Here is a 22,681-nt window from a genome sequence, read left to right on the forward strand (position 1 = left end):
GGCGACGATGCCCTCCTCCTCTGCCTCCCTCGCCATTGCAGAGATCACCGATAACGACATCGCCGATGTCGTCGCGCTGTGGCAGGCCTGCGGCCTGACGCGGCCATGGAACGATCCTGCTGCCGACATCGCGCTGGCGCGGCGCGGACCGAATTCAGCCGTGCTGGTCGGCCGCGACGCCAATGCGATCGTGGCGACCGCGATGGTCGGCCACGACGGTCATCGCGGCTGGGTCTATTACGTCGCGGTCGATCCCAACCGCCAGGGCAAGGGGTTTGGCCGCACCATCATGGCGGCGGCCGAGGACTGGCTGCGCGCCGCCGGCGTGCCGAAGCTGCAACTGCTGGTGCGGCGGGAGAACGCCAAGGCCGGCGCGTTCTACCAATCGCTCGGCTATGACGAGTCGACCTCGGTGATGCTGGCCAAATGGCTCGACGGGCGCGAAGCGACGCCGTGAGAGGGCTGAGGACCGACGCATGAGCATCGCCGACCGCGTTCGCGTCAAGCACGTCGAGCTGCTTTCGAAGCGCCGCTACGAGCTGAAGAGCGCGACGTTCGACTACCGGCGCGCCAACGGCGAATGGCAGACCCAGGTGCGCGAGGTCTACGATCGCGGCAACGGCGCGGCGCTGTTGCCCTACAATCTGACGACCCGCTGCGTCGTGCTGGTGCGCCAGTTACGCTTCCCCGCTTTCGCCAACGGTTATGACGATCTGCTGATCGAGGTTGCCGCCGGCATGCTCGACGATGCCGAGCCGGAAGCACGCATCCGCGCCGAAGCGGAGGAAGAGATCGGCTACCGGCTCGTGCATGTGCGCAAGGTGTTCGAGGCTTTCACGTCTCCGGGCGCCGTGACCGAGAAGCTGCATTGCTTCGTCGCCGAATACGATGCCGCGATGCGCATCGGTGACGGCGGCGGGCTCGCCGACGAGGGCGAGGACATCGAGGTGCTCGAGCTTGCGATCGACGACGCGCTCGCCATGATCAGCGATGGCCGCATCGTCGACGCCAAGACCATCATGCTGCTGCAATACGCCGCGCTGCATCTGTTCAGGTGAACGCGGCTTCGCCCCGGCCGGTGCCGGCACGGCCTTGCGGCTTCGCGCACTCAACGCTTTAGACTAGCTGTCCCCGTCATCCCTGCGCAATGGCTATGCCATTGTCGCTGGAGGTGCGAGCCACTTCGGCGAGCCTCGAAGGATGAATCGGCCACCAGCCGGGCCGTGCATCCTTCGAGACGCGCGAAGACGCGCTCCTCAGGATGACGGGGATAAACCGAACGAAATGCTCTACCGCATCGTGATCGCAAGCCCGCTCAGATCGGCGTTGGCCATCAGGCCGACCTGGTGGCCGGTCAACTCCAACACCGCGCCCTTCTGATTGGTCAGCACGATCGCACGCGCGCCGCGTCCGACGGCAAGCCCCGCGCCGGCCGCACCGTAGACGCCGGCAACGTCGGACGGACGGTTGATGTTGCTGACCCGGCCGCGTAGCACGGTCTTGGAGCCGCCGAACACCAGTCCGTAGTCGAGGCCGCCGGTGGAGAGCCGGTAGGAGCGGCCGCGGAAGGTCAACACGCCGCTGCCGCCGGAGCCACCGATGATCCATCCGGCCTTGTAGATCGTGAGCGTCACGAAGCCGCTGTCGGCGCGGGCCGCGGAAGAGAACGCAAGGCCAATGAACGCCAGCAGCGCGACAAGCGCAGCACGCAGGGTGGATGAAGGTTTCATGTGCGGTCTCCCCAGGATTTACTCACGTCGATTTGCTCTCGTCGATTTGCTCGCGTCGTGACACGGCTGCGAATCGCGGTGCTCCGACTGTAGCAAGCGCGTAAACAGGCGCAATTTGGCACAGCGATGGCCGATTTGTTGACGGGTGCTTTCGCACCACCGGTGTTGAACCTGTTCCCGGGGTTGCAATACTCACTGCATGTCCGGGGCGATCGGCCCCTGAGCTCCAGGATTGCCCCGCGGAGCATTCATTTTTCAAACCGGAGATTTCCCATGCGTCGTCTTGCGATTGCCTGTGCCGCCATTGCCGCCACCGTGTCCGTGCTTGCCGCGGCAAGCCCGGCCAGCGCCACGCCCTATCATCTGATCCGCTGGCAGGACACCGGCTTCTGCCAGATCTGGGACCAGAGCATCCCGACCACGCCGTGGCCGGCGAACTTCTCCATCGTCAGCGAGGAGCTGCCGACCTTCGACGCCGCGTTCAGCTACAAGACCGGCCTCCTGAACAACGGCACCTGCGCGTTCTGAGCGAACGCCATTCGATCACGCACAGGGCGGACACGCGGCAACAGCGCGGCGTCCGTCCTTGTGCTGTCAGATATGACGCGATCCAGCGTCAGTGATGCTTGATCAGGGCGTCGCGCGCGGCGGCGAGTTCGAGGAATGCCGCGCCGTTGCCGCCGCCGTCGGGATGCACCGTCTTGGCGGCGCGCTTGAAAGCCTGCTGGACTTCGGTCGCTGCGAGCCGGCGGCCGAACGGCAGGCCGAGCAATTGCCGGTACTGCTCCTCCTGCGTCAGCGCCTTCGGCGCCAAGCCGCGCCGGCCGAACCGCGGCGCCGACAGCATGTGCAGTGCGTCGTTGACGATGCCGAGACGGCGCAGCGCCATCGCTTTGGTGCGGCGGTCGGCCGATTTCATCGCCGCCTGGCGCAGGATCGGCAGCACCTGTGCGGCCGCATGCCGCAGCGTCTCGTCGATGTCGGTCGCGGCGATCTCCGCGACCATTTTGGCCATCTCGCGGTAGTCGGGATCCGGCGCCGCGCAAAAGCGCTCGATCGCAACTTTCCAGTGTCTGATATGCGGGTCCATGTCCGCGGTCCGTAACTGTCATCCGAATCCGGATAACAGCAACGCGCAAACGCGGCTTGGCGTTTCGGTTGGCGCAGTTTTGAATAGTGTTGTCGACAACGCTCACAAATCAGAACGAGGAAACGCCATGGCCCTTCTCGACAATCACATCGCCGTCATCACCGGTGCGGGCTCGGGCATCGGGCGCGCCATCGCACTGGGCTACGGCCGCGAGGGCGCGCGCGTGGTGCTGCTCGACATGAACGGCGATGCGGCGGCGGAAGCGGCCAGGGAGATCCGCAATGCCGGCGGCAAGGCGGAGAGCTTTGCGCTCGACGTGACCAATCGCGACGCCTGCGTCGCGATGGCAAAGCAGGTGGCCGACAAGGTCGGGCCGGTTTCGATCCTGGTCAACAATGCCGGCATCGCGCGCCGCAACGGCATGCTCGGCACCGACGAGGAAGTGATCAAGGATTGGGAAGACATCATCTCAATCAATCTCACCGGCGTGTTCAACGTGACGCATTCGTTCCTCGCGCCGCTGCGCAAGAACAAGGGGCGCATCGTCAACATCGGCTCGATCCAGTCCTTCGTGCATCTGCGCACGCCGAGTTCGCCGGCCTATACCGCCTCCAAGCACGGCGTGCTCGGCTTCACCAAGGCGTTGGCCGCCGAACTCGGCAAGGATGGTGTGCGCGTCAATGCAATCGGGCCGGGCTTCATCGAGACGCCTTTGAACGAGAAGGTGCGCGCCACCAATCCCGACCTCGTCAAGGTCTTCATGGACCACACCCCGCTCGGCCGCGCCGGCAAGCCGGAGGACATCGTCGGCCCCGCCATCTTCCTCGCCTCGGACCTGTCGGCCTATGTCTCGGGATCGATCGTGATGGTCGATGGCGGCTACCGCACATTGTGACGGATGGAACCGCAATCGTGGCGATTTCTGGGTATTTTGCTTACAGAGCAGGGAGTTAGGGGCGCGTTAAGGGCTTGTTAACCAAACCGGCACACCGTGGATCTACGGGGTAGTTGGTTCTCGATGTCTTCGCTTCACCGACGAAGCGGGCGTTGATCGGGAGGAGTTCATGTCTTACGCGTCCACCGTACCGTCGCCGGAAGCTCTGCTGCCGTCGCTGGCTCCAAATGAAATCGTCCCACTGCTGATCGGCGCGACCGTCGATGAAGTCGAGCGCGAGCTCGTGCTGCAAACGCTTGCGCGCTGCGACGGCAACCGCACCCGCGCCGCGCGCGTGCTCGGGCTGTCGGTTCGGACATTGCGGAACAAGATCCGCGAATATTCGGCCGACGGCATCGACGTGCCGCTGAGCGAGCACGCCGCAGCCTAGAGCAAGATCCGGGAGCGCGCGAAGCGGCTTTCCGGGAAGATCGTGCTTGGACAACGAGCTAAGCGTGATGACGATTCAACCGGATCTCATCACGCTTTGCGGCACGTCGACGCTAGATCGGCAGGTCGATCGAAAGCCGCCGCCAGCGCGACAATAGCTCGCTGCCGTCGGCATCGAGGCAGCGAGCGAGACGCACCTCGACCGTCGCGGCCTGTTGCAGCGTCTGCGCGACCAGCGCCGTCGCATAGTCCCAATAGTCGCGTCGCCCCTTCGGATCGTCGTCGACCAGCGATTTTGCGAGGATCTCGACATAGATCGCAGCGACGGCTCTTTGCCAGAGCTCACCCGCGCGCTCGCCCTCCGCCGAGGGCGCGCCGGTCCGCGACTGCCAGGCCAACCAATAATTTTCCTCCGCGCCGACCCAAGCGGATGGCAATAGCGATGGATCGAGGCATGGCGAGCGACACTCAAGCGGCTGCATGCCGCGCGCGTCGCAGAAGAAGCAATAGCCAAGCTTGTCGTACCAGTTGACGCGCAGCAATCTGCGAATCTCGGTCTGTTGATCCGCTGCGAGCCGCCTCACGCCGGTCCGTTCGAGATCGCCGATGATCGCCGCCAAGCGATCGCGATCATACGGCTCGACCTCGAGCACCACGCCGATATTGCGCGGAAACAAGGCGTCGAGCATCTCGATCATCTCGCGATAGAACCGGCCCGCCAGGCCGCCGCCGCGCCACGCCTTCGCGACGCCGACATAGTTGCAGTAGATCAGCTCGCTTGCGTGATCGTAGGTGAAGAAGCCGAGGCCGATCGCGCGCCCTTCCGCGCGCAGGATGAAGCAGCGCGAGTCGAGGCAATATGACAGCTGCTGATCACCGACGCTGAACTCTCGTCGCTCGCCGACATCATCTGACAGCACCCAGCGCACAATGTCGTCGGGGGCGTCGCGCTCGTTCGGAGGAAACAGCTCGGCATACAGATCGAGGACGCCGGTGTTGCGAAACGCCACTTCATCGCGCAGATCGTGCCGCGTCACCACGATGTCGAACGTCGGCGGCCCTGTTGCGTCACCCGCAACTGCCCCGCGCCTGTCGTTCAGAATCCGCAACGCGTCCTCCCGTCACAATCTTCGCATCGAATTATGACTGTTGATCGCTTGCATCAGCCGCGCCCGGCACAATTGAAGCCGTCATCCAACCTCTGTTACAAGCGGCTTGAAATCGCGACGGAGCATATCAGTGGCTGACGAGACAATCTCCCGCCAGGGGTCACGAGGGGCGCAGGGGCCGCAGGGCCGTCAGGGCGAGCCGGGTCGGCCCGGTCCGCAAGGACATCCGGGGCGGCCGGGGCCGGAAGGTGCGCGCGGCAAGCCGGGCCCGCAAGGCAAGCCCGGACTGGTCGGGAAGGCGGGGCCCCAGGGCAAGCCGGGAGCGCAAGGCAAGGCGGGCGTGCAGGGTCCGCGCGGCGAAGCTGGCCCACAGGGACCGCAGGGACCGGCCGGCCCGCGCGGTGAAGCCGGCCCGCCCGGACAATTGCCGTCGATCGAACAGGTGATGCCGTGGCTGCACATGATCTTCGACGCCTGGGAAGACTACAAGCGCACCAAGGAGCGTGAAGCCGCCGAGTTCGCCGAGCGCGATGCCGCCGAGCGCGCGGCAGCGGAGGCGATCGCGCTTGACGTCGACGCCATCGACTTCGCGGAAGATGACGACGAGGACGACGATCACAAGAAAAGGAAGAAGCACCGCAAGAAGGACAAGAAGTAATCCTTCCTGTCCTCGCGCGGCGACACGGCCAGCTCTGTCCGTGCCGCGCCCGATGCCTACGGCTCCGCGCCGGGATTGGCCGGAGGATCGGAGGGTCGAGCGAGGTGCATGAGCTGGAAGACCCAGCGCATCGCGTAGTACCAGGCAACGCCCGCGAACGCCCCGCAGGCCGACAGGATGATGACGTTGGCAAGGTCGACCGTCCCGCTCGACCACAGCATGCCGCAGGTCCAGAGCGCGGCAAACGCAATCGAACAGGACGTGAGCAGGGCAGGCTTCATGGCGTTGCTCCGGGATCGGGTGAACTGCACCGATGCCCGGACGCGTGGCGCCGTACCGTGACCTGCATCACGGTGCGCCCCGCCCTCAGCCAAATCGCAGGCGCGAACGCTCCCTCGCCTTCTCCGCCTCCACCTCGCGATCGCGCGCCGGTGCCGTGGTCTGCAACGAGATCAGGAGCCTGCGCGCGGCATTCGAGACCTCGGTCACGGCCAGGTTGAAGGCGGCCTCATTGGACTGCGACGGCTTGTTGAAGCCGGACAGTTTGCGCACGAACTGCAGCGCCGAGGCGTGGATCTCGTCTTCGGTGGCGGGCGGCTCGAAGTTGAACAGCGTCTTGATATTGCGGCACATGTCGGTCTCCCTCGCCCGCGGCAACGGGGCGGCTCTCTCAAGGACGATCGGCTGCTGCAAAATACGACATCGTGGTCTATTCTGGCAGTGTCATCGTCCACGGTGGAGCGAGGTTCCGGATGAGCCACGTGATCTACAAGGTCGTCCAGCACGACGGCGGCTGGGCCTATACCGTCAACGGGGTGTTCTCGGAACCATTTCCTACCCATGCCGCGGCACTCGCCGCTGCCCGACGCGCCGCCAACGAGCAGCGCGTCCCCGGCCGCACCGAGGCGATCCAGTACGAGACGTCGGACGGCAAGTGGTTGACCGAAACCGCATCCGGTAACGACCGCCCGGAGACCGAGGTCGAGGACGGCCGCTAGTTCACCTCGTCGCCTTCAGAACGGAACCTGGACGCCAAGCCGGTCGAAGAACGCCCGCCCCCGATCGGTGATCCGCAATGCGCGCGGAATCCGATGCGGCGCAACGCCGCGCATCTCGACCAGCCGCGCCAGCACGGCATTGGCAAACGGACCGGCGAGATGCGGCACGCGCTCGGTCCAGTCGTTGCAGAGCCGCAGATGCGGCTGCCGCGCCGAATCGAAATCGATTGCCTCGGCCCGGCACCAGGCCAACCCCTGCTCGGTCACGCGACCATCGCGGCCGTCGATCACGACGAGGCGGCGGCGGATCAGCGCATTCGACAACAGCACGCCGAGCTGACCCGCAAGGTGGTGGTAGCAGGTCCGCGATCGCCTGAGCTGCTCGGCCGGCATCGCACGCCGCCGCCCGACGGTGGCCTTGGCCGCAAGATCGACGAGGTTCTCGATCAGCGCCGCGACGTCGTCGTCCCTGATCCGGTAATATCTGAACCTGCCCTGTGCCCACACCGACAGCACGCGGGCGTCGACCAGCTTCTGCAAATGCGCGCTGGCGCCTTGCGGCGAAATGCCGGCGACCGCAGCAAGCTCGCCCGCCGGCAGCGCCTTGCCGTCGGCCAGCGCACTGACCATGGCCTCGCGGACCGGATCGCCCAAGGCCTCGGCGATCCGCGAAAATCCTGTCTGCAAGGCCTGGGATGATCCCACCGCATTGTCCTCCAGATCGCGCCGAAGCGTCCTACCCGCATGCGCCGTGCCGCGCAGCTCATTTCAGATTTTCCTGAAACGTCGCGGGGGCCTGTTCCGTTCAAATGGGCGGCAGTCGATCAAACACAAGGGAACGATCATGACAGCCGGCAGCAACGACGCGGAACGCATCTACAGGCTCTGGGATGAAGCGCTCGGCAACAAGGACCTCGAGGCGGCGCTCGCGCTCTACGCAGCCGACGCCTCGATCGAGAGCCCGCTGGTCCAGCATTTGATGCAGACCAAAGACGGGATCGTCCGCGGCCGCGACGCGCTGTGCGAGTTCATCACGCGCGTGTTCCGCACCAACCCGCCGCAACGGCGGCGCTTCAAGCAGGGCTTCTTCAGCGACGGCCGCCTTCTCACCTGGGAGTATCCACGGCAGTCTCCGGACGGCGATCAGATGGATCTGGTCGAGGTCATGGAGATCGATGACGGCCTGATCCAGCGTCACCGCGTCTATTGGGGATGGTATGCGCTGAACGTGCTGAAGCAGAGTTAGCCGAACACTTCTTCGCCAGCCGTGCCGACGTACTCTCGGACATCTCCTTCCTCCATGCTAGGCTTGCACCGAAGCGGCTGGACAAACGCGCCGCGCGTGGGAAGAAGCATGATGATCCGTTGGTGCGCGGCGCTTGTGGCCGCTCTCGTCTCGATATCGGTACCGACCATGGCTGCAGATTACCCCACGCCGCAGGACGGCGAGTGGACCGCAAAGGACTTCAAGTTTCACAGCGGCGAGGTGATGCCGGAATTGCGGCTGCACTACACCACGGTCGGCGCACCGACCGGACAGCCGGTGCTGGTGCTGCACGGCTCCGGCGGCTCGGCCGCCAGCATGCTGACGCCGAGCTTTGCCGGCCAGTTGTTCGGCCCCGGCCAGCCGCTTGACGCGGCGAAATACTACATCATCATCCCTGACGGCATCGGGCACGGCAAATCGTCGAAGCCGTCGGACGCGATGCGGACGAGCTTTCCGAAATACGACTACAACGACATGGTCGACGCGCAGTATAGGCTGGTCACCGAAGGGCTCGGCATCAGGCATCTGCGGCTCGTGATCGGTAACTCGATGGGCGGCATGCACACCTGGATCTGGGGCGTGCGCTATCCGCGGATGATGGACGTGCTGGTGCCGATGGCCTCGCAGCCGACCGCTATGGCGGCACGCAACTGGATGCTGCGTCGGACGATGCTGGACACGATCCGCAACGATCCCGACTACAATGGCGGCAACTACACCAGCCAGCCGCGGATGATGAAATACGCCGTCGCCGCCTATCGCTTCGCCAGTGCCGGCGGCACGCTCAATTACCAGACGCTGGCGCCGACCGCGGCGCAGGCCGACAAGCTGGTCGACGACCAGCTGGCGCTGCCGGTCACATCAGATGCCAACGACTACATCTATCAATGGGAGGCCTCGCACGACTACGATCCTTCCGCCGGAATGGAGAAGATCGAGGCCACCCTGTGTGCCATCAATGCCGCCGACGATGAACGCAACCCGCCGGAGACCGGCGTCACTGAAGCTGCAGTGAAGCGGATCAAGAACGGCAGGATTGATCTGATCCCGGCAAGCAGCGAGACACGCGGCCATCTCACCACCGGCGATGCGAAGTTCTATGCCAGGCAATTGCAGGGACTGTTGCAGACGGCGCCGACGATGTAGCGATCGAGGTCATGGCAATGTCCGCTGATCGCTTCCGCCGCATTGCGCTGAGCCTGCCCGAGGTCGTTGAAGGCGCGCATCACGGCACAACCGATTTCCGCGTCGGCAAGCGCATCTTCGCAACCCTCGGCTATCCCGAGCAGGATTGGGGCATGGTGAAGCTGACACCTGAGCAGCAGGCGATGCTGGTCGAGGCCGAGCCGGAGATCTTCCGGCCGGTGCCGGGCGGCTGGGGCAAGAGCGGCAGCACCAATGTCCGCCTCGCGAAAGCGGATCAGATCACGCTGCGCAGCGTGCTCGAAATGGCGCGGGACAATATCGCGGTGAAAGCCGCGAAGAAGGCGCGCACGAAGCAACCAACCTGAGCGCAACCATCCCGCACTGCATCAAGCAAGACACGCGGATTCGCTGATTCTTTGAGCATGCATCCCGCGCGCGGTTCGTGCCTAATCGCGCAAACACCGGATTCGCGTGACGCTACGCGCGGGTCACGTAGAAGTTTTCGCCGGAGGAAGGCAATGCGAAAGCTCACGCATGTCGCGGTGCTTGCGTGGCTCGCCATGATGGCGGGCGCTGCACTGGCGTTCGACAACGGCCAATATGACAACGTGCCGCCCGATATCCGCGCCTGGTTCAAGAGCGTGATCGCGCCGAATGGCGTGCCGTGCTGCGACATCTCCGACGGCCATCGCACCAGCTACGACGTTCGGGGCGGCGCCTATTGGGTGCCGATCGAGGGCGAGTGGATGATGGTGCCGGAGCGCGCCGTGATCCGCGATCGCGGCAACCCGGTCGGCGAGGCCGTGGTGTGGTACGTGCACCACCGCGGCAGCATCATCATCAGCTGCTTCGTTCCGGCGGATGCGGTCTGAACGGCGCCCGCCGCCTGCGCGGGAAGCCTGCGCGCGAGGTCGCGTCAATTTGAAACAGTTACTCCCTGTTAACCTTACTTTTTAACCAATAATTAAGGATGAGTTTGCGGGCGCCGTGAGGCGCGGCCTAGCGTCTGCAGAAATGCTCCGTAACCGCGAGTTGGTGCGTGCCATGGCTCTTCGAAGAATGGCGTATCGAACAACTGGGGCGCTGATGGCGTCCCTTGGCGTTGCAGCGCTGCTGCTTGCTTCCCCGACCGAGACATATGCGAGATCCGGATCCGCAGCGCGCGGCACGTTCTCCTCGCACCATCCAGCCTTCCGCCATCATGTGCGGGTCCCCGGCATCGTGTTGCCGGACGCGGGCGGTTATTATGATGGCGCGGCGAGCGTTCCCTTCGCTGCCGACGTCCCGGCGCCAGTCTCGAGCGACGTCCGTTACACCTACACCCAGGACGTGCCGTGGGATTGGGCGCATCGCTATCCGCCGGCCGTGGTGCCGTCGGATCGGCCCTATGTGTCGAGCTGCCCCACCGAGAGCGTCACGGTGCCCGGCCGGGGCGGCGACCGCACGGTCAACATCACGCGGTGCTACTGACGAATAGCTCGATCCCGTTCGCAAAAACAAAAGAGGCCGCCCGCAAGGACGGCCTCTCGTATTTTGGCAGACGCTCGGCGCGCCGGCAGACAGCCGGTCAGGAATCCTCGCCCTTCAGATGGCCGACGTGCTTCTGGGTGTAGAGCTCAAGGCCGATGCGCTTGATCAGGTCGAGCTGGGTCTCGAGGAAGTCGATGTGGTCTTCCTCGTCCTTCATCAGCTGCTCGAACAGGTCGCGGCTGACATAGTCCTTGACGCCATGGCAGTAGGTCGCCGCCTCCTGGTAGAGCGTGCGCGCGCCGATCTCGGCGGCGAGGTCACACTCGATGATCTCCTTGACGTCCTGGCCGATCTTCAGGGGATCGAGCACCTGCAGATTCGGGAAGCCGTCGAGGAACAGGATGCGATCGACGAATTTGTCGGCGTGCTCCATCTCCTCGATGGACTCCTTGCGCCAGACCTTGGCCATCTCCAGGAGGCCCCAATTGTTGAGCATCCGGTAGTGCAGCCAGTACTGATTGATGGCGGTCAGTTCGCTGCGCAGCCCCTTGTTCAGATAATCGATGACCTTCGGGTCGCCTTGCATGATCCACTCCACCTGTCGCGGCCAACCTAAGCCGGCGCTAAAACTTAGAACGTTTCTAAATCAGTTTGCGGGCAAGAGCAACCCTTCGCAGAAGCAGCGCGTGGGTAACCGGATTCGAAGGATTTGGCGCAGCGTCTTCCAGCGAAGCGGAAGCCCGTTCGCCGTCAGGAAGCGCGTCGAAACGAGAAGCTTCAGCAGGCCGCGAGCGCGAATTCGGCCGGCTCGGCGTCCTCGTTGGCGGCGTGCGGATGGCCGCTGTGGGGGCAGCCGGAGCAGCAGGCCTTGGCGCAGGGACCGAGCGCCTCGTCGATGATCGCCTTGATGGTGCGCGCGCAGCGGCCGCATTCGGCACTGCAGCCGAGGCAGCCGTACACCTGCTTGGCATTTCGTGTCACGGCCCCACCGCCATTAACGGCATTGCGGACATCGTGGTCGCTGAGGACGTTACAGGAACAGACAATCATCGGAGAAAGGCGGGGTCCAACGGTGATGCTTGGCAATATGGATATTGTCGGCTCCCGCGGGATGCAAAAGGAAAAAGCGGTTTTTGTAGCAATTCCAAACTGATGCGGGATTCATATTGGAATGAGTCTAAATCGATCGGAGGTCAGGAATCCGACACCCGCCGGGTGGCTGACGGGCCAATAACCGCTTCCTTCGCCGCCGGCTCCCATGAGCACACGCCTCGCCGCGGCGCTATCGGGCTTGTGCGTTGCAAGATATTGCAAAAGCTGCAAGCATTTGGTCGCGAATGCGGCAGCGTCGTTCATTGATCATTCAAGCTGAATATGGAACCCTCCGGCGAGACAGATCGCCAATGCACGCTGTCCCTGCTGCCGCGAGAAAGGTGAGGCCATGAAGAAGACATTGCTGGCGCTTTGCGCCGTTGCCGCTGTGGCGGCTTCGACTGTGGCGGTGCCCGCCCCCGCCCAGGCACAACGCGGTGTCGCCGCCGGCGTCGCTGCGGGATTGATCGGTGGCGCCATCGTCGGTGGCGCGATCGCATCGCAGAACCGCTATTACGGTCCCGGATACGGCTACTATGCGCCCGGCCCGGCCTATGTCGCCGAGCCCGGCTACGGCCCCGACTGCTTCTGGCAGCGCCAGCGGTTCTGGGACGGCTACACTTGGCGTGTTCGCAGCGTCCGCGTTTGCGATTGATCGCCGTTCATCTCGATTAAATCGAACCAGTTGTCCCGGAAAACCGACTGTTTCTCCGGGACATCTGCTGCAGATGGCCAGAAAAAACCGCTTTTCTGCGCGATCAGCCTGCGGACGTTTACTTTCGGTTGACTGTTCTGCGCTGTTTAGCAAGACAGCAGTTCGAGATCAGCGTGTGAGTCACCTCAACCCGGCGCCGAACCACGACGCCACCACCTTCCAGGAGAGCCAAAGACATGAAGAAGACTTTAGCTGCCCTTGTCGCCGTCACCACGATTGCCGGTTCGCTGGCCGTTGCTCCGGCTGCCAAGGCTGGTGACGGCGGCGCCGTCGCGGCCGGCGTTGCCGGCGGCCTGATCGGCGGCGCCCTGCTGGGCGGCGCTATCGCAGGCGCTCGCCCCGCCCCGGTCTATGTCGCACCGGCGCCGGTTTACGTCGAAGAGGCCCCGTGCCGTATGGTTCGTGAGCGCTTCTGGGACGGCTACGGCTGGCGCTTCCGTCGCATCCAGGTTTGCGACTGATCGACCGACACGTTTTCAGCATCACATTCGAAACCCGGCCTCGCGGCCGGGTTTTTGCTTTTCGCCACAGGCGGCCCTGCGAGCCGGCCCGATCAGCGCCGCCCGTTCATCGCGCGCAGCACCGCCTCGCTCGGCCAGCAATCGACCTTCAGCCCGGCCTGCTTCTGATAGGCGCCGAGCGCCGCGCGGGTCTGCATCCCGGCCTTGCCGTCGAGCTTGTCCTTGTAGAGACCGATCTTCGTCAGCTGCTGCTGCATCGCCTCGACATCGGCGGAGCGCAGCTGCTTCGACGCCGACCATGGCGTCGCGAACGGCTGCGAGCTCGTCATGCGGTCGGCGAGGTGGCCGACGAACAGCACGTAGAGATCGGAGAAATTGTATTCCTTGATCACGAAGTAGTTCGGCGTGGTCAGGAAGGCGGGACCGTAGCTGCCTTCCGGCTGCAGCAGCGACGCCGATTGCGCCTGCTCGGCGGCGCCGAGCTTCTGCCCGCGCACCGGCACGAAGCCTGCGCGCAGCCACTGGTTGATCGGCTTCGTCACTTCAGGCACGCCCATTGTGCAGTCGGCATTGGCCGGCGCCTGCACCTCATAAGCCCAGCGCACGCCGGGCTGCCAGCCCTTGTTGACCAGCTGCTGCGCGGCGGAGGCGAGCGCGTCCGGCACCGAATGCCAGATGTCGACGCGGCCGTCGCCGTCGAGATCGACGCCGTGCTTGTAATATTCCGACGGCAGGAACTGGGTGTAGCCGGTCGCTCCCGCCCACGATGAGCGCATCTCCTTGCGCGTCACCGCGCCCTCGCCGAGGATCTTCAGCGCTAGGATGAACTCGGTACGGTACTGATCCTTGCGACGGCCGACATAGGCCTGCGTTGCCACCACGCGCAACGTGTCGTAGGGCAGAGAATAGCGTCCGTAGTCGGTCTCGCGGCCCCAGATCGCCAGCACGACGGTGGCCGGGACGCCGAACCGCTTCTCGATCGCATCGAGCGAGGAGCGATACTTCTGCATCAGCCGCTGCCCTTCGGCGGCGAGCCGCGCGATCGAGGCTTCCCTGATATAATCGGCCGGCACCTGCACGAACTCGGCCTGCGCCGGTGCGCCGGTCTTGGGACGTCCTGGCAGGATCAGGTCGGGCAGCTTGTAGTCGGGCTCGAGCGAGCGCGTCTCGCGATCGAAGGTTTCGCGCGACACGCCGGCGGCCTTGGCCTCCGGCCACAGCGAGGCGATGAATTGCGTGAACGCGGCATCGGCGGCGCGCGCGGGTGAGACGACGGATGCGAGCAGGAGCCCGAGGGCAAGCGCGCGGAGGAATGTCAAATCCAACAACCTGTTCACGCAGCGGTCCAATGGGCGCGGCATCAGGCCAACGCCCGCGATATCAGTGTCGTGAGCCTTACCACGACACCGGATTGCTGTGAACCTTGGCGGCCGCGCTCAATGCGCGGCCTGCTTGGCGCCCTCGATCGAGTCGTTCGACAGCTTGTCGACGATGGCGATGCCGATGGCCGACAGGATGAAGACGCAGTGGATGATGGTCTGCCACATCACGCCGGTCTCGGTGTAGTTGCCCTTGCCTGACGACAGCGCGCCGGCCTCAATGAAGGTGCGCAGCAAATGGATCGAGGATATGCCGATGATGGCCATCGCCAGCTTGATCTTCAGCACGCTGGCATTGACGTGGCTCAGCCATTCCGGCTCGTCCGGATGGCCCTGCAGATTGAGGCGCGAGACGAAGGTCTCGTAGCCGCCGACGATCACCATCACCAACAGGTTCGAGATCATGACGACGTCGATCAGGCCGAGGACGGCCAGCATGATCTGCTGTTCGCTGAAATCGAAGGAATGGGCGAACAGGTGCCATAGTTCCTTGAGGAACAGCACGACATAGACGCCCTGAGCGATGATCAGGCCGACATAGAGCGGCAATTGCAGCCAGCGCGATCCGAAGATCAGCATCGGAACGGGACGCAGCGAGCGACCCTTCAGGGGGGTGCGCGCGTCTGAAACAGCGGACATGTTGGAGTGCTCGCAGGATTGAAAATTGCGGAGCGCTCTATCTACGCAATCCCGCGTGCGTGCAAAGTGACAACTGGCCGCAGATTGCGCCGCGATGCCGTCACGATCCTGCCAACGAAGAACGGTCGAGCGCGGCGAGATGCCGCGTTCGACCGTTCATACTGGTCAGCGCGTCAGCTTCTTGTACTTCACGCGATGAGGAATGATGCTGTCCTGGCCGAGCCGGCGCATCTTGTCCTTTTCGTAATCCTGGAAGTTGCCCTCGAACCATTCGACATGGCTGTCGCCCTCGAAGGCCAGGATGTGGGTCGCGATGCGGTCGAGGAACCAGCGATCATGGCTGATGATGACGGCGCAACCGGCGAAATCCTCGAGCGCCTCTTCCAGCGCGCGCAGCGTGTCGACGTCGAGGTCGTTGGTCGGTTCGTCGAGCAGCAGCACGTTGGCGCCCGACTTCAGCATCTTGGCGAGATGCACGCGGTTGCGCTCACCGCCCGACAGCGCGCCGACCTTCTTCTGCTGGTCGGCGCCCTTGAAGTTGAACGCCGAGCAGTAGCCGCGCGAATTGACTTCCTTCTTGCCGAGCAGGATCAGCTCGTTGCCGCCGGAGATCTCCTCCCACACCGTCTTGTTGCCCTCGAGCGCGTCGCGCGACTGGTCGACATAGCCGAGATGCACGGTCTCGCCGACCGTGATGGTGCCCTTGTCCGGCGTCTCCTGCTCGGTGATCATCTTGAACAGCGTGGTCTTGCCGGCGCCGTTGGCACCGATCACGCCGACGATGCCGCCGGGCGGCAGCTTGAAGGTGAGCTCGTCGATCAAGAGGCGATCGCCAAACCCCTTGCTGAGACCTTCGAAGTCGACGACGTTGGCGCCGAGCCGCTCGGCGACCGGAATGATGATCTGCGCGGTCTGGGTCTGCTTCTCGCTCGCCTTCTTGAGCAGATCCTCATAGCGCTGGTAGCGCGCCTTCGACTTGGCCTGGCGCGCCTTCGGCGAGGACGCCACCCATTCCTGCTCGCGGGCCAGCGTCTTCTGGTGCGCGGCGTCCTCGCGGCCTTCCTGCTCGAGTCGCTTCTGCTTCTGCACCAGCCAGGACGAGTAATTGCCCTCGTAGGGGATGCCGCGGCCGCGGTCGAGCTCGAGGATCCAGCCGGTGACGTTGTCGAGGAAGTAACGGTCGTGGGTCACGATCAGGATCGCGCCGGGATAGTTGCGCAGATGACCTTCCAGCCACGACACCGATTCGGCGTCGAGATGGTTGGTCGGCTCGTCGAGCAGCAGCAATTCCGGCTGGTCGAGCAGCAGGCGGCACAGGGCCACGCGGCGGCGTTCACCGCCGGATAGCTTGGTGACATCGGCATCGTCGGGCGGGCAGCGCAGCGCGTCCATCGCCTGGTCGACCTTGCTGTCGAGATCCCACAGGCCCTGGGCCTCGATCTCGTCCTGCAGCTTGGTCATCTCGTCGGCGGTCTCGTCCGAATAGTTGACCGCAAGCTCGTTGTAGCGGTCGAGGATCGCCTTCTGCTTGGCGACGCCCTGCATGACGTTCTCACGAACGTTGAGTGCCGGATCGAGGTGCGGCTCCTGCTCGAGATAGCCGACGCGGGCGCCCTCGGCGACCCAGGCCTCGCCGTTATACTCCTTGTCGAGACCGGCCATGATCTTGAGCAGGGTCGACTTGCCCGAGCCGTTGACGCCGAGCACGCCGATCTTGGCGTCCGGGTAGAAGCTCAGATGGATGTTATCGAGCACCTTGCGGGTCGGGTACGCCTTGGTCAGACCCTGCATGAAATAGATGAACTGGCGAGCCATCCGCTGTCCCTGGAATTGATCCGATTTGTGGAAATTTTGCTGCCGCCGATGTAACGGCCGGCCCCCGAAAGCGCAACCGCGGGACCTCTGTTTTCCGTCCGTTCACCACGTTTCGCGGCTTCACCACGGGTGATTACGGATTCGACGTCATGTCTGCGCCGAATCACGACAATTGAAACCATCTTTTAATAAATCAGGCCAAAACTCGTTCTCAACGTCGAAAAACGGCGATTTTCGCGGCAGAACCGCGGCCAAAACAGTTGAGGCCACGTCATGGCTACCATCATTTCAGCACCCCTTCCGCGCCCGGCGACTAAAGGCGAGGCGACGCTGTTCGCCGAATTCCGCGCGTTTTGGCGCGCCTTCGTCGCCAAGGCTTTCAATCCCTACCGGCCGGAACTGCACTATATGCGCGGCCCGGGTCCGGCCTGTCGCGCCAAGCAGATGGCGCTGTCGCCGGCGGTCCGCTCGATGCTCGCCGATATCCGCACCACGAAGAAGCCGTCTCCGCGCGCGTAACAATCGCCGCTTGTTGAAACCGCGGCCGCTTGCGCGCCTGCCGATTGCGCGCGACCATAACGGGTATCCCGACGGTTGATCTCCCGCCGTCGTCCTCACCCTGAATGGACCTCCCCGATGCGGCTCCGCTGTGCAATCCTCGACGACTATTTTGACATCGCACTTTCGGTGGCCGACTGGCCGAAGGTCAAGGACCGGGTCGACGTCACCGTGTTCGACAAGCCGTTCGCGAGCGAGGCCGAAGCGGCAACGAAGCTGAAGGATTTCGAGATCATCTGCGCGATGCGCGAGCGCACCCCATTCCCGAAGAGCCTGCTCGACGCGTTGCCCAGGCTGCAGCTCCTGATCACGTCGGGCATGCGCAACGCGGCGATCGACATGGAGGCCGCCAAGGACCGCAAGGTGGTGTTGTGCGGCACCCAATATAACCGCGATCCCACCGCGCCGCTGACCATGGGCCTGATCCTGGAACTGACGCGCGGCATCGGCCGCGAGAATGCGCGCATGCACGCCGGCGAGGCCTGGCAGACCTTTGCCGGTACCGAGATCGAGGGCAAGACGCTCGGCATCATCGGCCTCGGCAAGCTCGGCAGCAAGGTCGCCGGCATGGCCAAAGTGTTCGGCATGAACGTCATCGCCTGGAGTCCCAATCTGACGCCGGAGAAGTGCAAGGAGGCCGGCGTCGGCTATGCCAGCAAGGACGAGCTGTTCGCGACATCAGACATCATCACCATCCATGTCGTGCTGAGCCCGCGCTCGCGCGGACTGGTCGGCGCCGCCGATCTCGCCCGCATGAAGCCGTCGGCCTATCTCGTCAACACCGCGCGCGGGCCGATCGTCGATGAGGACGCCCTGTTCGCGGCGCTGCGCGACAAGACGATCGCCGGCGCCGGCATCGACGTGTTCTCGGTCGAGCCGCTGCCGTCGGATCACCCGCTGCGCAAGCTCGACAATGTCGTGATCACGCCGCATCTCGGCTACGCGACGCGCGAGAGCCTGCAGGCGCATTATCAGCAGATGGTCGAGTGCATCGACGCTTTCACCAAGGGCAACGAGCCGCCGCGGCGCCTGGCCTGACAGCAGCATTCACCGCGACTAGCCGAGCCAGCGGAACGCGCGTTCGAGCTCGGCGCGGCCGTTCCGGTCGTACCAGCGCCCGTGGGCGAGGATGATCCGCTCCGGATCCCATTCGATCATGCGGGCGACGGCGGCCTTCATCGCGTCCCTGTCCTGCAGGAAGGTCGAGCGCAGATCGGTTGGCGTGCTGCCATCGGGATCGCGCACGCCGCCGAGCCAGATCAGGAACCGCATCAACGGCGAGCGGACTCGTCCGGCCTCAAAATTCTCGATCAGGTCCGTCAGCAGCAATGTCCGCGACGGCAGATGGAAGAACATGACCTCCGTCATATAGCTGCCTGCCACCGGCAGCGTCGCGATCCACTCATCCCAGGGATAGCCGGATGATCGTTCCAGTGGCTCGCCTTCGAAGGTCAGCCGATTGTCCGCCTGTTGCTTGATCCCGGGCGCAAGGAAGATGCGCGCATCCGGATAGGCAGCATGCCATTCCGGAATCCACCAATAGTGCAGACGATTCGGACCGATGATCCAGCGCGGTACGCCCAGCTCAACGATTGCGGCCTTGAGCTCGGCCAGCAATGGTGTCGGCGAGTGAATGAACAGCCGCCCACCCGGCAGACGAACGATCGTCGCGCGCGTTGGAAACGGCATCTTGAACCAGCGCGGACCGAACCGGATGATCGGACCATCGATCATCCATACGTCATCGGCGACAGGCTTTGGCGCATTCAGCGGCGGATAGGTCTCGCAGACGTCCTGCATCGCATTGCTTCCCAAGCTGCAACGTCGAAATGCGCGGCTTGTTGCAACAAAAAAAGGCGCGCTGTTCGCGCGCCTTTTTCAATGATGAACTTGCCGGTTGGCCTAGCGCACCGTCACCGGTGCGGGCAGCGGCTGCACCGTGGTCGGCTGCGTGCCGGGCAGCGGCGCGGCCGCCTGAGCCTGGGCCGCAGAGGGAGCCATTGGGTTCGGGGGCGTGGCAGAAGCCGTCGCCGTTCCCGGCGGCGGACCACCGGGCAGCACAACCACGCGGGTGCCGACCTTGGCGCGCTCGAACAGGTCGGAGACGTCTTCGTTCAGCATGCCGATGCAGCCCGACGAAACGAACTTGCCGATGGTCGACGGCTGGTTGGTGCCGTGAATACGGTACACGGTCGAGCCGAGATACATCGCGCGGGCGCCGAGCGGGTTGCCGGGTCCGCCGGCCATGAAGCGCGGCAGATAGGGCTGACGCTCGATCATCTCGGTCGGCGGATGCCAATCCGGCCACTCGGCCTTGCGGGTGATCTTCTGCACGCCGGTCCAGGTGAAGCCGTCGCGGCCGACACGGACGCCGTAACGGATCGCCCGGCCGTTGCCCAGGATGTAATAGAGGTAGGTGTTCGACGTATCGACAACGATCGTGCCTGCCGGCTCCTTGGTCGCGAACGACACTTCCTGGCGACGCAGATTCGGCGGCAGTTGCGCCGGGGCGTCTTCTGGCTGCTCGTCCGGCGGCAGCGCCGCGATCTGCACCGGCTTGCCGTTGGCATCGACCGGCGCCTGCTGCTGCGGCACGGCTCCGGTAACGCCCTCGGGCGGACGCATGCCGCCGCGGTCGTCGCCGTAGGAAACACCGGCGGCCGGAACGCCATTGTCGCGATTGGCTTGTTGCGCACCCGGACGATCGCCGTAGATCACCGGCGGCGGCCCCATCGGACGGCCATAGCGGGGATCATCGGGCGACATCACCGGCCCAGTCGGCGCGCCACGGTCGGAATAGACCGGAGGAGCATTCATCGGGCGGCCATAGCGCGGATCGTCCGGCGACATCACCGGACCGGTCGGCGCGCCACGATCGGAATAGGCGGGCGCATTCGCCGGACGGCCATAGCGCGGGTCGTTCGGCGACAGCACCGGGCCGGGCGGCGGCAATGCAGCCGAATCCTGCCCGTCATCGTCATTGAGTGCGTCGAAATCCGGCATGCTGCCCTGGGGGTAGGGCTGGGGCGCCGTCGAATAGGCGGTGCCTTGGGGCGCCGGGTAACCCTGCTGCGCATGCGCAAGCGAGGTTCCTGCCACGCCGAGAGCCGCGGCAGCGCAAATCGTCAGAATGCGGTTGATCATCATTGCTCTGTTATAGTCCCCAAGCCACACCGGACTGTTAACGGCCCAATGCAGGAAGATAGCGGCGCATTCAAGACAAATCCGCGAAACCCGGGCTATTCCGGGCCTTTTGTGATTTCGCGTCAACGCTGCGGCAAAGATGTCTCACGGGTCGGGAATGTTTGTCCACGTGGCCAAAGTCATCAATCACCCGCATTTTGTAACAAACAGTCGCGGGACGTTGCGATATCTTCGAATCGGCCTGATTCGCGCTCGCGACGCCGGCTTTCTTGTGTGGTCACCGCGTTCCCTCGACATCGAAGACCCTCCCGCAGAAGGGGGAACCCGCGCCCATGCTCCCCGGCCTTCGTTTTCTGTTCGCCGCGATCGTGCTGGCGACTTCGCTTCTGGTGTTCGGGTTAGGGGCAGCCGCGCTGTTTCGCGCGGCGCATGAAGAGTTCGCCAGCATTCCGGCCCGCCGGGCGCCGCCGCCCGAGCCGCAATTCGGGCAGCAGCCCGAGACGCCGCCAGTGCTTGCCATGGTGCGGGTCGACCCGCCCGCCGCCGACAAGGTGACGACCGATACGCCAGCAGCCCCGTCCGAGCCGGCCGCGTCCGAACAACCGGCCGCTCCCGCTGAGATCGCCGCCCCTGCAGCCGAGCCGGAGAAGGTCGCCGCCGTGACGGCGGATGATCCGGTCCCACCCGCTCCGCCGAAGCCGGAGGCCCAAGCCACGGAGACCCCGGCGCCGGCCCAATCCGCCGACACTGCGGCTCAGACTCCGACCGCAGATCCCTCGGCGGCATCGGAGCCGACGCCCGCTGCCGCCGAAGCCGCACCGGCGGCCACCGAGGCCAAGGTCGCCGCCGTCGCTGATCCGCCCGCCACAACCAGCGAGCCCGCGCCTGCTGCACCGGCACCAGCAATGGTTGCGCCGGAGCCCGCCCCGCCGCCATCACCCGAGGCGATCGCGGCCGCGACCAAGATCGCAACGCTGGGTGGGCCCGAAGTTGTTGTCGAAGTGCCGGTAGCGCCGAAGGCCGCTGAGGCGAAGAAGCCGGAGCGCAGCGCGGTCAGCAAGCCGGCACATCGCAAGGAGCGGCGGCGGATTGTCCGCGCGCCGCCGGTTCGGCAGGTCGTTCAGCAGCAGCAGCTCGATCCGTTCGGCCAGCCGACCCTGGTGCCGCTCACCCGGCGCTAGCAAGCAGGAATGACCTGTCAGGCCGGCCCCGTTGCGATCGGCGGGCCGCTCGCCTGCCCCCATTCCGACCACGAGCCGTCATAGAGCGCGCTCTCGGTGACGCCGAGCCGGTAGAGCGCAAGCGTCAGCACGCCGGCCGAGACGCCGGACCCGCAGCTCGTGACGATGGGGCCATCGAGCTTCACGCCGGCGCCCGCGAACGACTTGCGCAGGTCATCGAGCGGCTTCATCTCGCCGGTCGCGGCATCGAACAATTGGTTGTAGGGCACGTTGCGGGCGCCTGGGATGTGGCCGGCGCGGATGCCCGGCCGTGGCTCCGGCGCGCGGCCCTCGAAGCGGTCGGCGGCGCGCGCATCGATCACCTGCTCGGCACGGCTTTCGACATTGGCGATCATCTGCTCGATGCTGCGCACGCGCTTCGGATCGTAGCTCGCCTTGAAGGTCGCAGGCTTCGGCTTCACCTCGCCGCTCTCGACCGCCCTGCCCTCGGCGCGCCACTTCTTCAGGCCGCCGTTGAGAATGCGCACGTTGCGATGGCCATAGGACAGGAACATCCACCAGGCGCGCGGCGCCGCAACCCAGCCGCCGGCATCATAGATCACCACAGTGTCGGCGTTGCCGATGCCGAGCGCACCGATGTCGCGGCCGAACTGCTCGGCGCTCGGAAACATGTGCGGCAGCGGATTGGCATGGTCGGACACCGCGTCGACATCGAAGAACACAGCACCCGGCAGATGCGCGGCGAGATAATCGTCCTTCGGCAATGGCAGCACGCCGGGCAGCTTGAAGGTCGCGTCGAGCACCTTGACGTTGGCATCGCCGAGATGCGCAGCCAGCCATTCGGTCGAAACGAGCGGATCGTCGGTCATCGTCATCTTGCGTGTCTCTCCATCGTCATTGCCGGA

Annotated in this window: 31 protein-coding genes; 17 read left to right on the top strand and 14 right to left on the bottom strand. The window is 64.8% G+C overall.

The annotated features are described in order from the left end of the window. Nucleotides 1-7 precede the first annotated feature (7 nt). Complete coding sequence (locus ACVW1B_RS26360) at nt 8-457, top strand: GNAT family acetyltransferase (RefSeq protein WP_456822462.1); 450 nt, start codon at nt 8-10, stop codon at nt 455-457. Nucleotides 458-476: 19 nt separating this feature from the next. Next, nucleotides 477-1,058 carry an NUDIX hydrolase gene (locus tag ACVW1B_RS26365; protein WP_310880298.1) on the top strand — a complete coding sequence of 194 codons (582 nt, stop codon included), beginning with the start codon at nt 477-479 and terminating at the stop codon, nt 1,056-1,058. Between the two features lie 231 nt (nt 1,059-1,289). On the opposite strand, the gene ACVW1B_RS26370 is transcribed toward ACVW1B_RS26365, so the two are convergent. Then, nucleotides 1,290-1,730, bottom strand: a complete 441-nt coding sequence (locus ACVW1B_RS26370) for a hypothetical protein (protein ID WP_253607168.1) — start codon at nt 1,728-1,730, stop codon at nt 1,290-1,292. Nucleotides 1,731-2,003: 273 nt separating this feature from the next. On the opposite strand from ACVW1B_RS26370, the gene ACVW1B_RS26375 reads away from it, so the two are divergent. Next, complete coding sequence (locus ACVW1B_RS26375) at nt 2,004-2,258, top strand: hypothetical protein (RefSeq protein WP_225160034.1); 255 nt, start codon at nt 2,004-2,006, stop codon at nt 2,256-2,258. 88 nt (nt 2,259-2,346) lie between these two features. Here the strand turns inward: ACVW1B_RS26375 and ACVW1B_RS26380 are convergent, their stop codons facing one another. After that, nucleotides 2,347-2,820 (bottom strand): hypothetical protein, encoded by a 474-nt coding sequence (locus tag ACVW1B_RS26380; RefSeq protein WP_253607167.1) that lies wholly within the window; start codon nt 2,818-2,820, stop codon nt 2,347-2,349. 127 nt (nt 2,821-2,947) lie between these two features. On the opposite strand from ACVW1B_RS26380, the gene ACVW1B_RS26385 reads away from it, so the two are divergent. Both ACVW1B_RS26385 and ACVW1B_RS26390 read left to right on the top strand, forming a co-directional pair. After that, nucleotides 2,948-3,715, top strand: a complete 768-nt coding sequence (locus ACVW1B_RS26385) for an SDR family NAD(P)-dependent oxidoreductase (RefSeq protein ID WP_253607166.1) — start codon at nt 2,948-2,950, stop codon at nt 3,713-3,715. Nucleotides 3,716-3,884: 169 nt separating this feature from the next. Continuing rightward, nucleotides 3,885-4,145 carry a helix-turn-helix domain-containing protein gene (locus tag ACVW1B_RS26390; protein ID WP_016840962.1) on the top strand — a complete coding sequence of 87 codons (261 nt, stop codon included), beginning with the start codon at nt 3,885-3,887 and terminating at the stop codon, nt 4,143-4,145. Nucleotides 4,146-4,257: 112 nt separating this feature from the next. On the opposite strand, the gene ACVW1B_RS26395 is transcribed toward ACVW1B_RS26390, so the two are convergent. Next, complete coding sequence (locus tag ACVW1B_RS26395) at nt 4,258-5,253, bottom strand: hypothetical protein (protein WP_456822463.1); 996 nt, start codon at nt 5,251-5,253, stop codon at nt 4,258-4,260. 130 nt (nt 5,254-5,383) lie between these two features. Between ACVW1B_RS26395 and ACVW1B_RS26400 the strand changes: the two genes are divergently transcribed. Continuing rightward, entirely contained in the window at nt 5,384-5,911 is a 528-nt protein-coding gene (locus ACVW1B_RS26400) for a collagen-like protein (protein ID WP_456822464.1), read from the top strand. 56 nt (nt 5,912-5,967) lie between these two features. On the opposite strand, the gene ACVW1B_RS26405 is transcribed toward ACVW1B_RS26400, so the two are convergent. Then, nucleotides 5,968-6,192: a hypothetical protein gene (locus ACVW1B_RS26405; protein WP_456822465.1), complete on the bottom strand. Its 225-nt coding sequence runs from the start codon at nt 6,190-6,192 to the stop codon at nt 5,968-5,970. 85 nt (nt 6,193-6,277) lie between these two features. After that, nucleotides 6,278-6,544 carry a DUF2277 domain-containing protein gene (locus ACVW1B_RS26410; protein ID WP_057019313.1) on the bottom strand — a complete coding sequence of 89 codons (267 nt, stop codon included), beginning with the start codon at nt 6,542-6,544 and terminating at the stop codon, nt 6,278-6,280. A gap of 119 nt (nt 6,545-6,663) precedes the next feature. Here ACVW1B_RS26410 and ACVW1B_RS26415 point away from each other — a divergent pair, with 119 nt between their 5' ends. Further along, on the top strand, nt 6,664-6,909 hold the full coding sequence (locus tag ACVW1B_RS26415; protein ID WP_016840968.1) for a DUF2188 domain-containing protein: 246 nt from the start codon (nt 6,664-6,666) through the stop codon (nt 6,907-6,909). Nucleotides 6,910-6,924: 15 nt separating this feature from the next. On the opposite strand, the gene ACVW1B_RS26420 is transcribed toward ACVW1B_RS26415, so the two are convergent. Further along, the gene (locus ACVW1B_RS26420) at nt 6,925-7,614 is read right to left on the bottom strand and encodes an ArsR/SmtB family transcription factor (RefSeq protein ID WP_310880300.1); all 690 of its coding nucleotides are present in this window, start codon (nt 7,612-7,614) and stop codon (nt 6,925-6,927) included. A 139-nt stretch (nt 7,615-7,753) separates the two neighbouring features. Between ACVW1B_RS26420 and ACVW1B_RS26425 the strand changes: the two genes are divergently transcribed. The 5 genes from ACVW1B_RS26425 (at nt 7,754) to ACVW1B_RS26445 (ending at nt 10,792) form a co-directional block, all read left to right on the top strand. Beyond that, complete coding sequence (locus ACVW1B_RS26425) at nt 7,754-8,155, top strand: nuclear transport factor 2 family protein (RefSeq protein ID WP_310880301.1); 402 nt, start codon at nt 7,754-7,756, stop codon at nt 8,153-8,155. Nucleotides 8,156-8,266: 111 nt separating this feature from the next. Next, nucleotides 8,267-9,322: an alpha/beta fold hydrolase gene (locus tag ACVW1B_RS26430; RefSeq protein WP_456794127.1), complete on the top strand. Its 1,056-nt coding sequence runs from the start codon at nt 8,267-8,269 to the stop codon at nt 9,320-9,322. Nucleotides 9,323-9,339: 17 nt separating this feature from the next. After that, nucleotides 9,340-9,687, top strand: a complete 348-nt coding sequence (locus tag ACVW1B_RS26435; protein ID WP_456822466.1) for an MmcQ/YjbR family DNA-binding protein — start codon at nt 9,340-9,342, stop codon at nt 9,685-9,687. A 153-nt stretch (nt 9,688-9,840) separates the two neighbouring features. Next, nucleotides 9,841-10,194, top strand: coding sequence for a hypothetical protein (locus ACVW1B_RS26440; protein WP_076830365.1), 354 nt, complete (start codon nt 9,841-9,843; stop codon nt 10,192-10,194). 187 nt (nt 10,195-10,381) lie between these two features. Next, nucleotides 10,382-10,792 (top strand): hypothetical protein, encoded by a 411-nt coding sequence (locus ACVW1B_RS26445; protein WP_253607160.1) that lies wholly within the window; start codon nt 10,382-10,384, stop codon nt 10,790-10,792. 97 nt (nt 10,793-10,889) lie between these two features. On the opposite strand, the gene bfr is transcribed toward ACVW1B_RS26445, so the two are convergent. Continuing rightward, entirely contained in the window at nt 10,890-11,378 is a 489-nt protein-coding gene (gene bfr, locus ACVW1B_RS26450; protein WP_026193251.1) for a bacterioferritin, read from the bottom strand. 191 nt (nt 11,379-11,569) lie between these two features. Next, complete coding sequence (locus ACVW1B_RS26455) at nt 11,570-11,842, bottom strand: (2Fe-2S)-binding protein (protein ID WP_253607159.1); 273 nt, start codon at nt 11,840-11,842, stop codon at nt 11,570-11,572. Nucleotides 11,843-12,233: 391 nt separating this feature from the next. Between ACVW1B_RS26455 and ACVW1B_RS26460 the strand changes: the two genes are divergently transcribed. Then, nucleotides 12,234-12,539 (top strand): hypothetical protein, encoded by a 306-nt coding sequence (locus ACVW1B_RS26460; protein WP_016843729.1) that lies wholly within the window; start codon nt 12,234-12,236, stop codon nt 12,537-12,539. Between the two features lie 236 nt (nt 12,540-12,775). Further along, nucleotides 12,776-13,060 (top strand): hypothetical protein, encoded by a 285-nt coding sequence (locus tag ACVW1B_RS26465; RefSeq protein ID WP_016843728.1) that lies wholly within the window; start codon nt 12,776-12,778, stop codon nt 13,058-13,060. Nucleotides 13,061-13,152: 92 nt separating this feature from the next. On the opposite strand, the gene ACVW1B_RS26470 is transcribed toward ACVW1B_RS26465, so the two are convergent. The 3 genes from ACVW1B_RS26470 to ettA all read right to left on the bottom strand — a co-directional run bounded on the left by ACVW1B_RS26470 (nt 13,153) and on the right by ettA (nt 16,893). Next, entirely contained in the window at nt 13,153-14,397 is a 1,245-nt protein-coding gene (locus ACVW1B_RS26470; protein WP_456822467.1) for a lytic murein transglycosylase, read from the bottom strand. 99 nt (nt 14,398-14,496) lie between these two features. Further along, nucleotides 14,497-15,078, bottom strand: a complete 582-nt coding sequence (locus ACVW1B_RS26475; protein ID WP_438078625.1) for a TIGR00645 family protein — start codon at nt 15,076-15,078, stop codon at nt 14,497-14,499. A gap of 165 nt (nt 15,079-15,243) precedes the next feature. Next, the gene (gene ettA / locus ACVW1B_RS26480) at nt 15,244-16,893 is read right to left on the bottom strand and encodes an energy-dependent translational throttle protein EttA (protein WP_456822468.1); all 1,650 of its coding nucleotides are present in this window, start codon (nt 16,891-16,893) and stop codon (nt 15,244-15,246) included. A 273-nt stretch (nt 16,894-17,166) separates the two neighbouring features. Between ettA and ACVW1B_RS26485 the strand changes: the two genes are divergently transcribed. Continuing rightward, nucleotides 17,167-17,412: a hypothetical protein gene (locus ACVW1B_RS26485; protein WP_456822469.1), complete on the top strand. Its 246-nt coding sequence runs from the start codon at nt 17,167-17,169 to the stop codon at nt 17,410-17,412. 117 nt (nt 17,413-17,529) lie between these two features. Beyond that, on the top strand, nt 17,530-18,489 hold the full coding sequence (locus tag ACVW1B_RS26490; protein WP_456822470.1) for a D-2-hydroxyacid dehydrogenase family protein: 960 nt from the start codon (nt 17,530-17,532) through the stop codon (nt 18,487-18,489). An 18-nt stretch (nt 18,490-18,507) separates the two neighbouring features. On the opposite strand, the gene ACVW1B_RS26495 is transcribed toward ACVW1B_RS26490, so the two are convergent. Together ACVW1B_RS26495 and ACVW1B_RS26500 are read right to left on the bottom strand one after the other, a co-directional pair. Beyond that, nucleotides 18,508-19,251, bottom strand: a complete 744-nt coding sequence (locus tag ACVW1B_RS26495) for a DUF4336 domain-containing protein (RefSeq protein WP_456792842.1) — start codon at nt 19,249-19,251, stop codon at nt 18,508-18,510. Between the two features lie 102 nt (nt 19,252-19,353). Continuing rightward, a complete protein-coding gene (locus ACVW1B_RS26500; RefSeq protein ID WP_456822471.1) occupies nt 19,354-20,598 on the bottom strand; it encodes a L,D-transpeptidase family protein in 1,245 nt (414 codons plus the stop codon). A gap of 329 nt (nt 20,599-20,927) precedes the next feature. On the opposite strand from ACVW1B_RS26500, the gene ACVW1B_RS26505 reads away from it, so the two are divergent. Beyond that, entirely contained in the window at nt 20,928-21,776 is an 849-nt protein-coding gene (locus ACVW1B_RS26505) for a hypothetical protein (RefSeq protein ID WP_456822472.1), read from the top strand. Between the two features lie 17 nt (nt 21,777-21,793). Here ACVW1B_RS26505 and sseA read toward each other — a convergent pair whose 3' ends face one another. Beyond that, on the bottom strand, nt 21,794-22,651 hold the full coding sequence (sseA, locus tag ACVW1B_RS26510) for a 3-mercaptopyruvate sulfurtransferase (RefSeq protein WP_456822473.1): 858 nt from the start codon (nt 22,649-22,651) through the stop codon (nt 21,794-21,796). Nucleotides 22,652-22,681 lie beyond the last annotated feature (30 nt).

The organism is Bradyrhizobium sp. USDA 4502, from assembly GCF_054063355.1.

Excerpts from the sequence above, each read along its gene's own strand:
- ACVW1B_RS26390 (WP_016840962.1), top strand. The coding sequence starts at position 3,885 with ATGTCTTACGCGTCCACCGTACCGTCGCCGGAAGCTCTGCTGCCGTCG.
- ACVW1B_RS26375 (WP_225160034.1), top strand. The coding sequence starts at position 2,004 with ATGCGTCGTCTTGCGATTGCCTGTGCCGCCATTGCCGCCACCGTGTCC.
- ACVW1B_RS26410 (WP_057019313.1), bottom strand. The coding sequence starts at position 6,544 with ATGTGCCGCAATATCAAGACGCTGTTCAACTTCGAGCCGCCCGCCACC.
- ACVW1B_RS26505 (WP_456822472.1), top strand. The coding sequence starts at position 20,928 with ATGCTCCCCGGCCTTCGTTTTCTGTTCGCCGCGATCGTGCTGGCGACT.
- ACVW1B_RS26415 (WP_016840968.1), top strand. The coding sequence starts at position 6,664 with ATGAGCCACGTGATCTACAAGGTCGTCCAGCACGACGGCGGCTGGGCC.
- ACVW1B_RS26425 (WP_310880301.1), top strand. The coding sequence starts at position 7,754 with ATGACAGCCGGCAGCAACGACGCGGAACGCATCTACAGGCTCTGGGAT.
- ettA (WP_456822468.1), bottom strand. The coding sequence starts at position 16,893 with ATGGCTCGCCAGTTCATCTATTTCATGCAGGGTCTGACCAAGGCGTAC.
- ACVW1B_RS26430 (WP_456794127.1), top strand. The coding sequence starts at position 8,267 with ATGATCCGTTGGTGCGCGGCGCTTGTGGCCGCTCTCGTCTCGATATCG.
- ACVW1B_RS26380 (WP_253607167.1), bottom strand. The coding sequence starts at position 2,820 with ATGGACCCGCATATCAGACACTGGAAAGTTGCGATCGAGCGCTTTTGC.
- ACVW1B_RS26405 (WP_456822465.1), bottom strand. The coding sequence starts at position 6,192 with ATGAAGCCTGCCCTGCTCACGTCCTGTTCGATTGCGTTTGCCGCGCTC.
- ACVW1B_RS26495 (WP_456792842.1), bottom strand. The coding sequence starts at position 19,251 with ATGCAGGACGTCTGCGAGACCTATCCGCCGCTGAATGCGCCAAAGCCT.
- ACVW1B_RS26475 (WP_438078625.1), bottom strand. The coding sequence starts at position 15,078 with ATGTCCGCTGTTTCAGACGCGCGCACCCCCCTGAAGGGTCGCTCGCTG.
- ACVW1B_RS26445 (WP_253607160.1), top strand. The coding sequence starts at position 10,382 with ATGGCGTATCGAACAACTGGGGCGCTGATGGCGTCCCTTGGCGTTGCA.
- sseA (WP_456822473.1), bottom strand. The coding sequence starts at position 22,651 with ATGACGATGACCGACGATCCGCTCGTTTCGACCGAATGGCTGGCTGCG.
- ACVW1B_RS26365 (WP_310880298.1), top strand. The coding sequence starts at position 477 with ATGAGCATCGCCGACCGCGTTCGCGTCAAGCACGTCGAGCTGCTTTCG.
- ACVW1B_RS26455 (WP_253607159.1), bottom strand. The coding sequence starts at position 11,842 with ATGATTGTCTGTTCCTGTAACGTCCTCAGCGACCACGATGTCCGCAAT.
- ACVW1B_RS26460 (WP_016843729.1), top strand. The coding sequence starts at position 12,234 with ATGAAGAAGACATTGCTGGCGCTTTGCGCCGTTGCCGCTGTGGCGGCT.
- ACVW1B_RS26465 (WP_016843728.1), top strand. The coding sequence starts at position 12,776 with ATGAAGAAGACTTTAGCTGCCCTTGTCGCCGTCACCACGATTGCCGGT.
- ACVW1B_RS26500 (WP_456822471.1), bottom strand. The coding sequence starts at position 20,598 with ATGATGATCAACCGCATTCTGACGATTTGCGCTGCCGCGGCTCTCGGC.
- ACVW1B_RS26490 (WP_456822470.1), top strand. The coding sequence starts at position 17,530 with ATGCGGCTCCGCTGTGCAATCCTCGACGACTATTTTGACATCGCACTT.
- bfr (WP_026193251.1), bottom strand. The coding sequence starts at position 11,378 with ATGCAAGGCGACCCGAAGGTCATCGATTATCTGAACAAGGGGCTGCGC.
- ACVW1B_RS26370 (WP_253607168.1), bottom strand. The coding sequence starts at position 1,730 with ATGAAACCTTCATCCACCCTGCGTGCTGCGCTTGTCGCGCTGCTGGCG.
- ACVW1B_RS26360 (WP_456822462.1), top strand. The coding sequence starts at position 8 with ATGCCCTCCTCCTCTGCCTCCCTCGCCATTGCAGAGATCACCGATAAC.
- ACVW1B_RS26485 (WP_456822469.1), top strand. The coding sequence starts at position 17,167 with ATGGCTACCATCATTTCAGCACCCCTTCCGCGCCCGGCGACTAAAGGC.
- ACVW1B_RS26385 (WP_253607166.1), top strand. The coding sequence starts at position 2,948 with ATGGCCCTTCTCGACAATCACATCGCCGTCATCACCGGTGCGGGCTCG.
- ACVW1B_RS26435 (WP_456822466.1), top strand. The coding sequence starts at position 9,340 with ATGTCCGCTGATCGCTTCCGCCGCATTGCGCTGAGCCTGCCCGAGGTC.
- ACVW1B_RS26440 (WP_076830365.1), top strand. The coding sequence starts at position 9,841 with ATGCGAAAGCTCACGCATGTCGCGGTGCTTGCGTGGCTCGCCATGATG.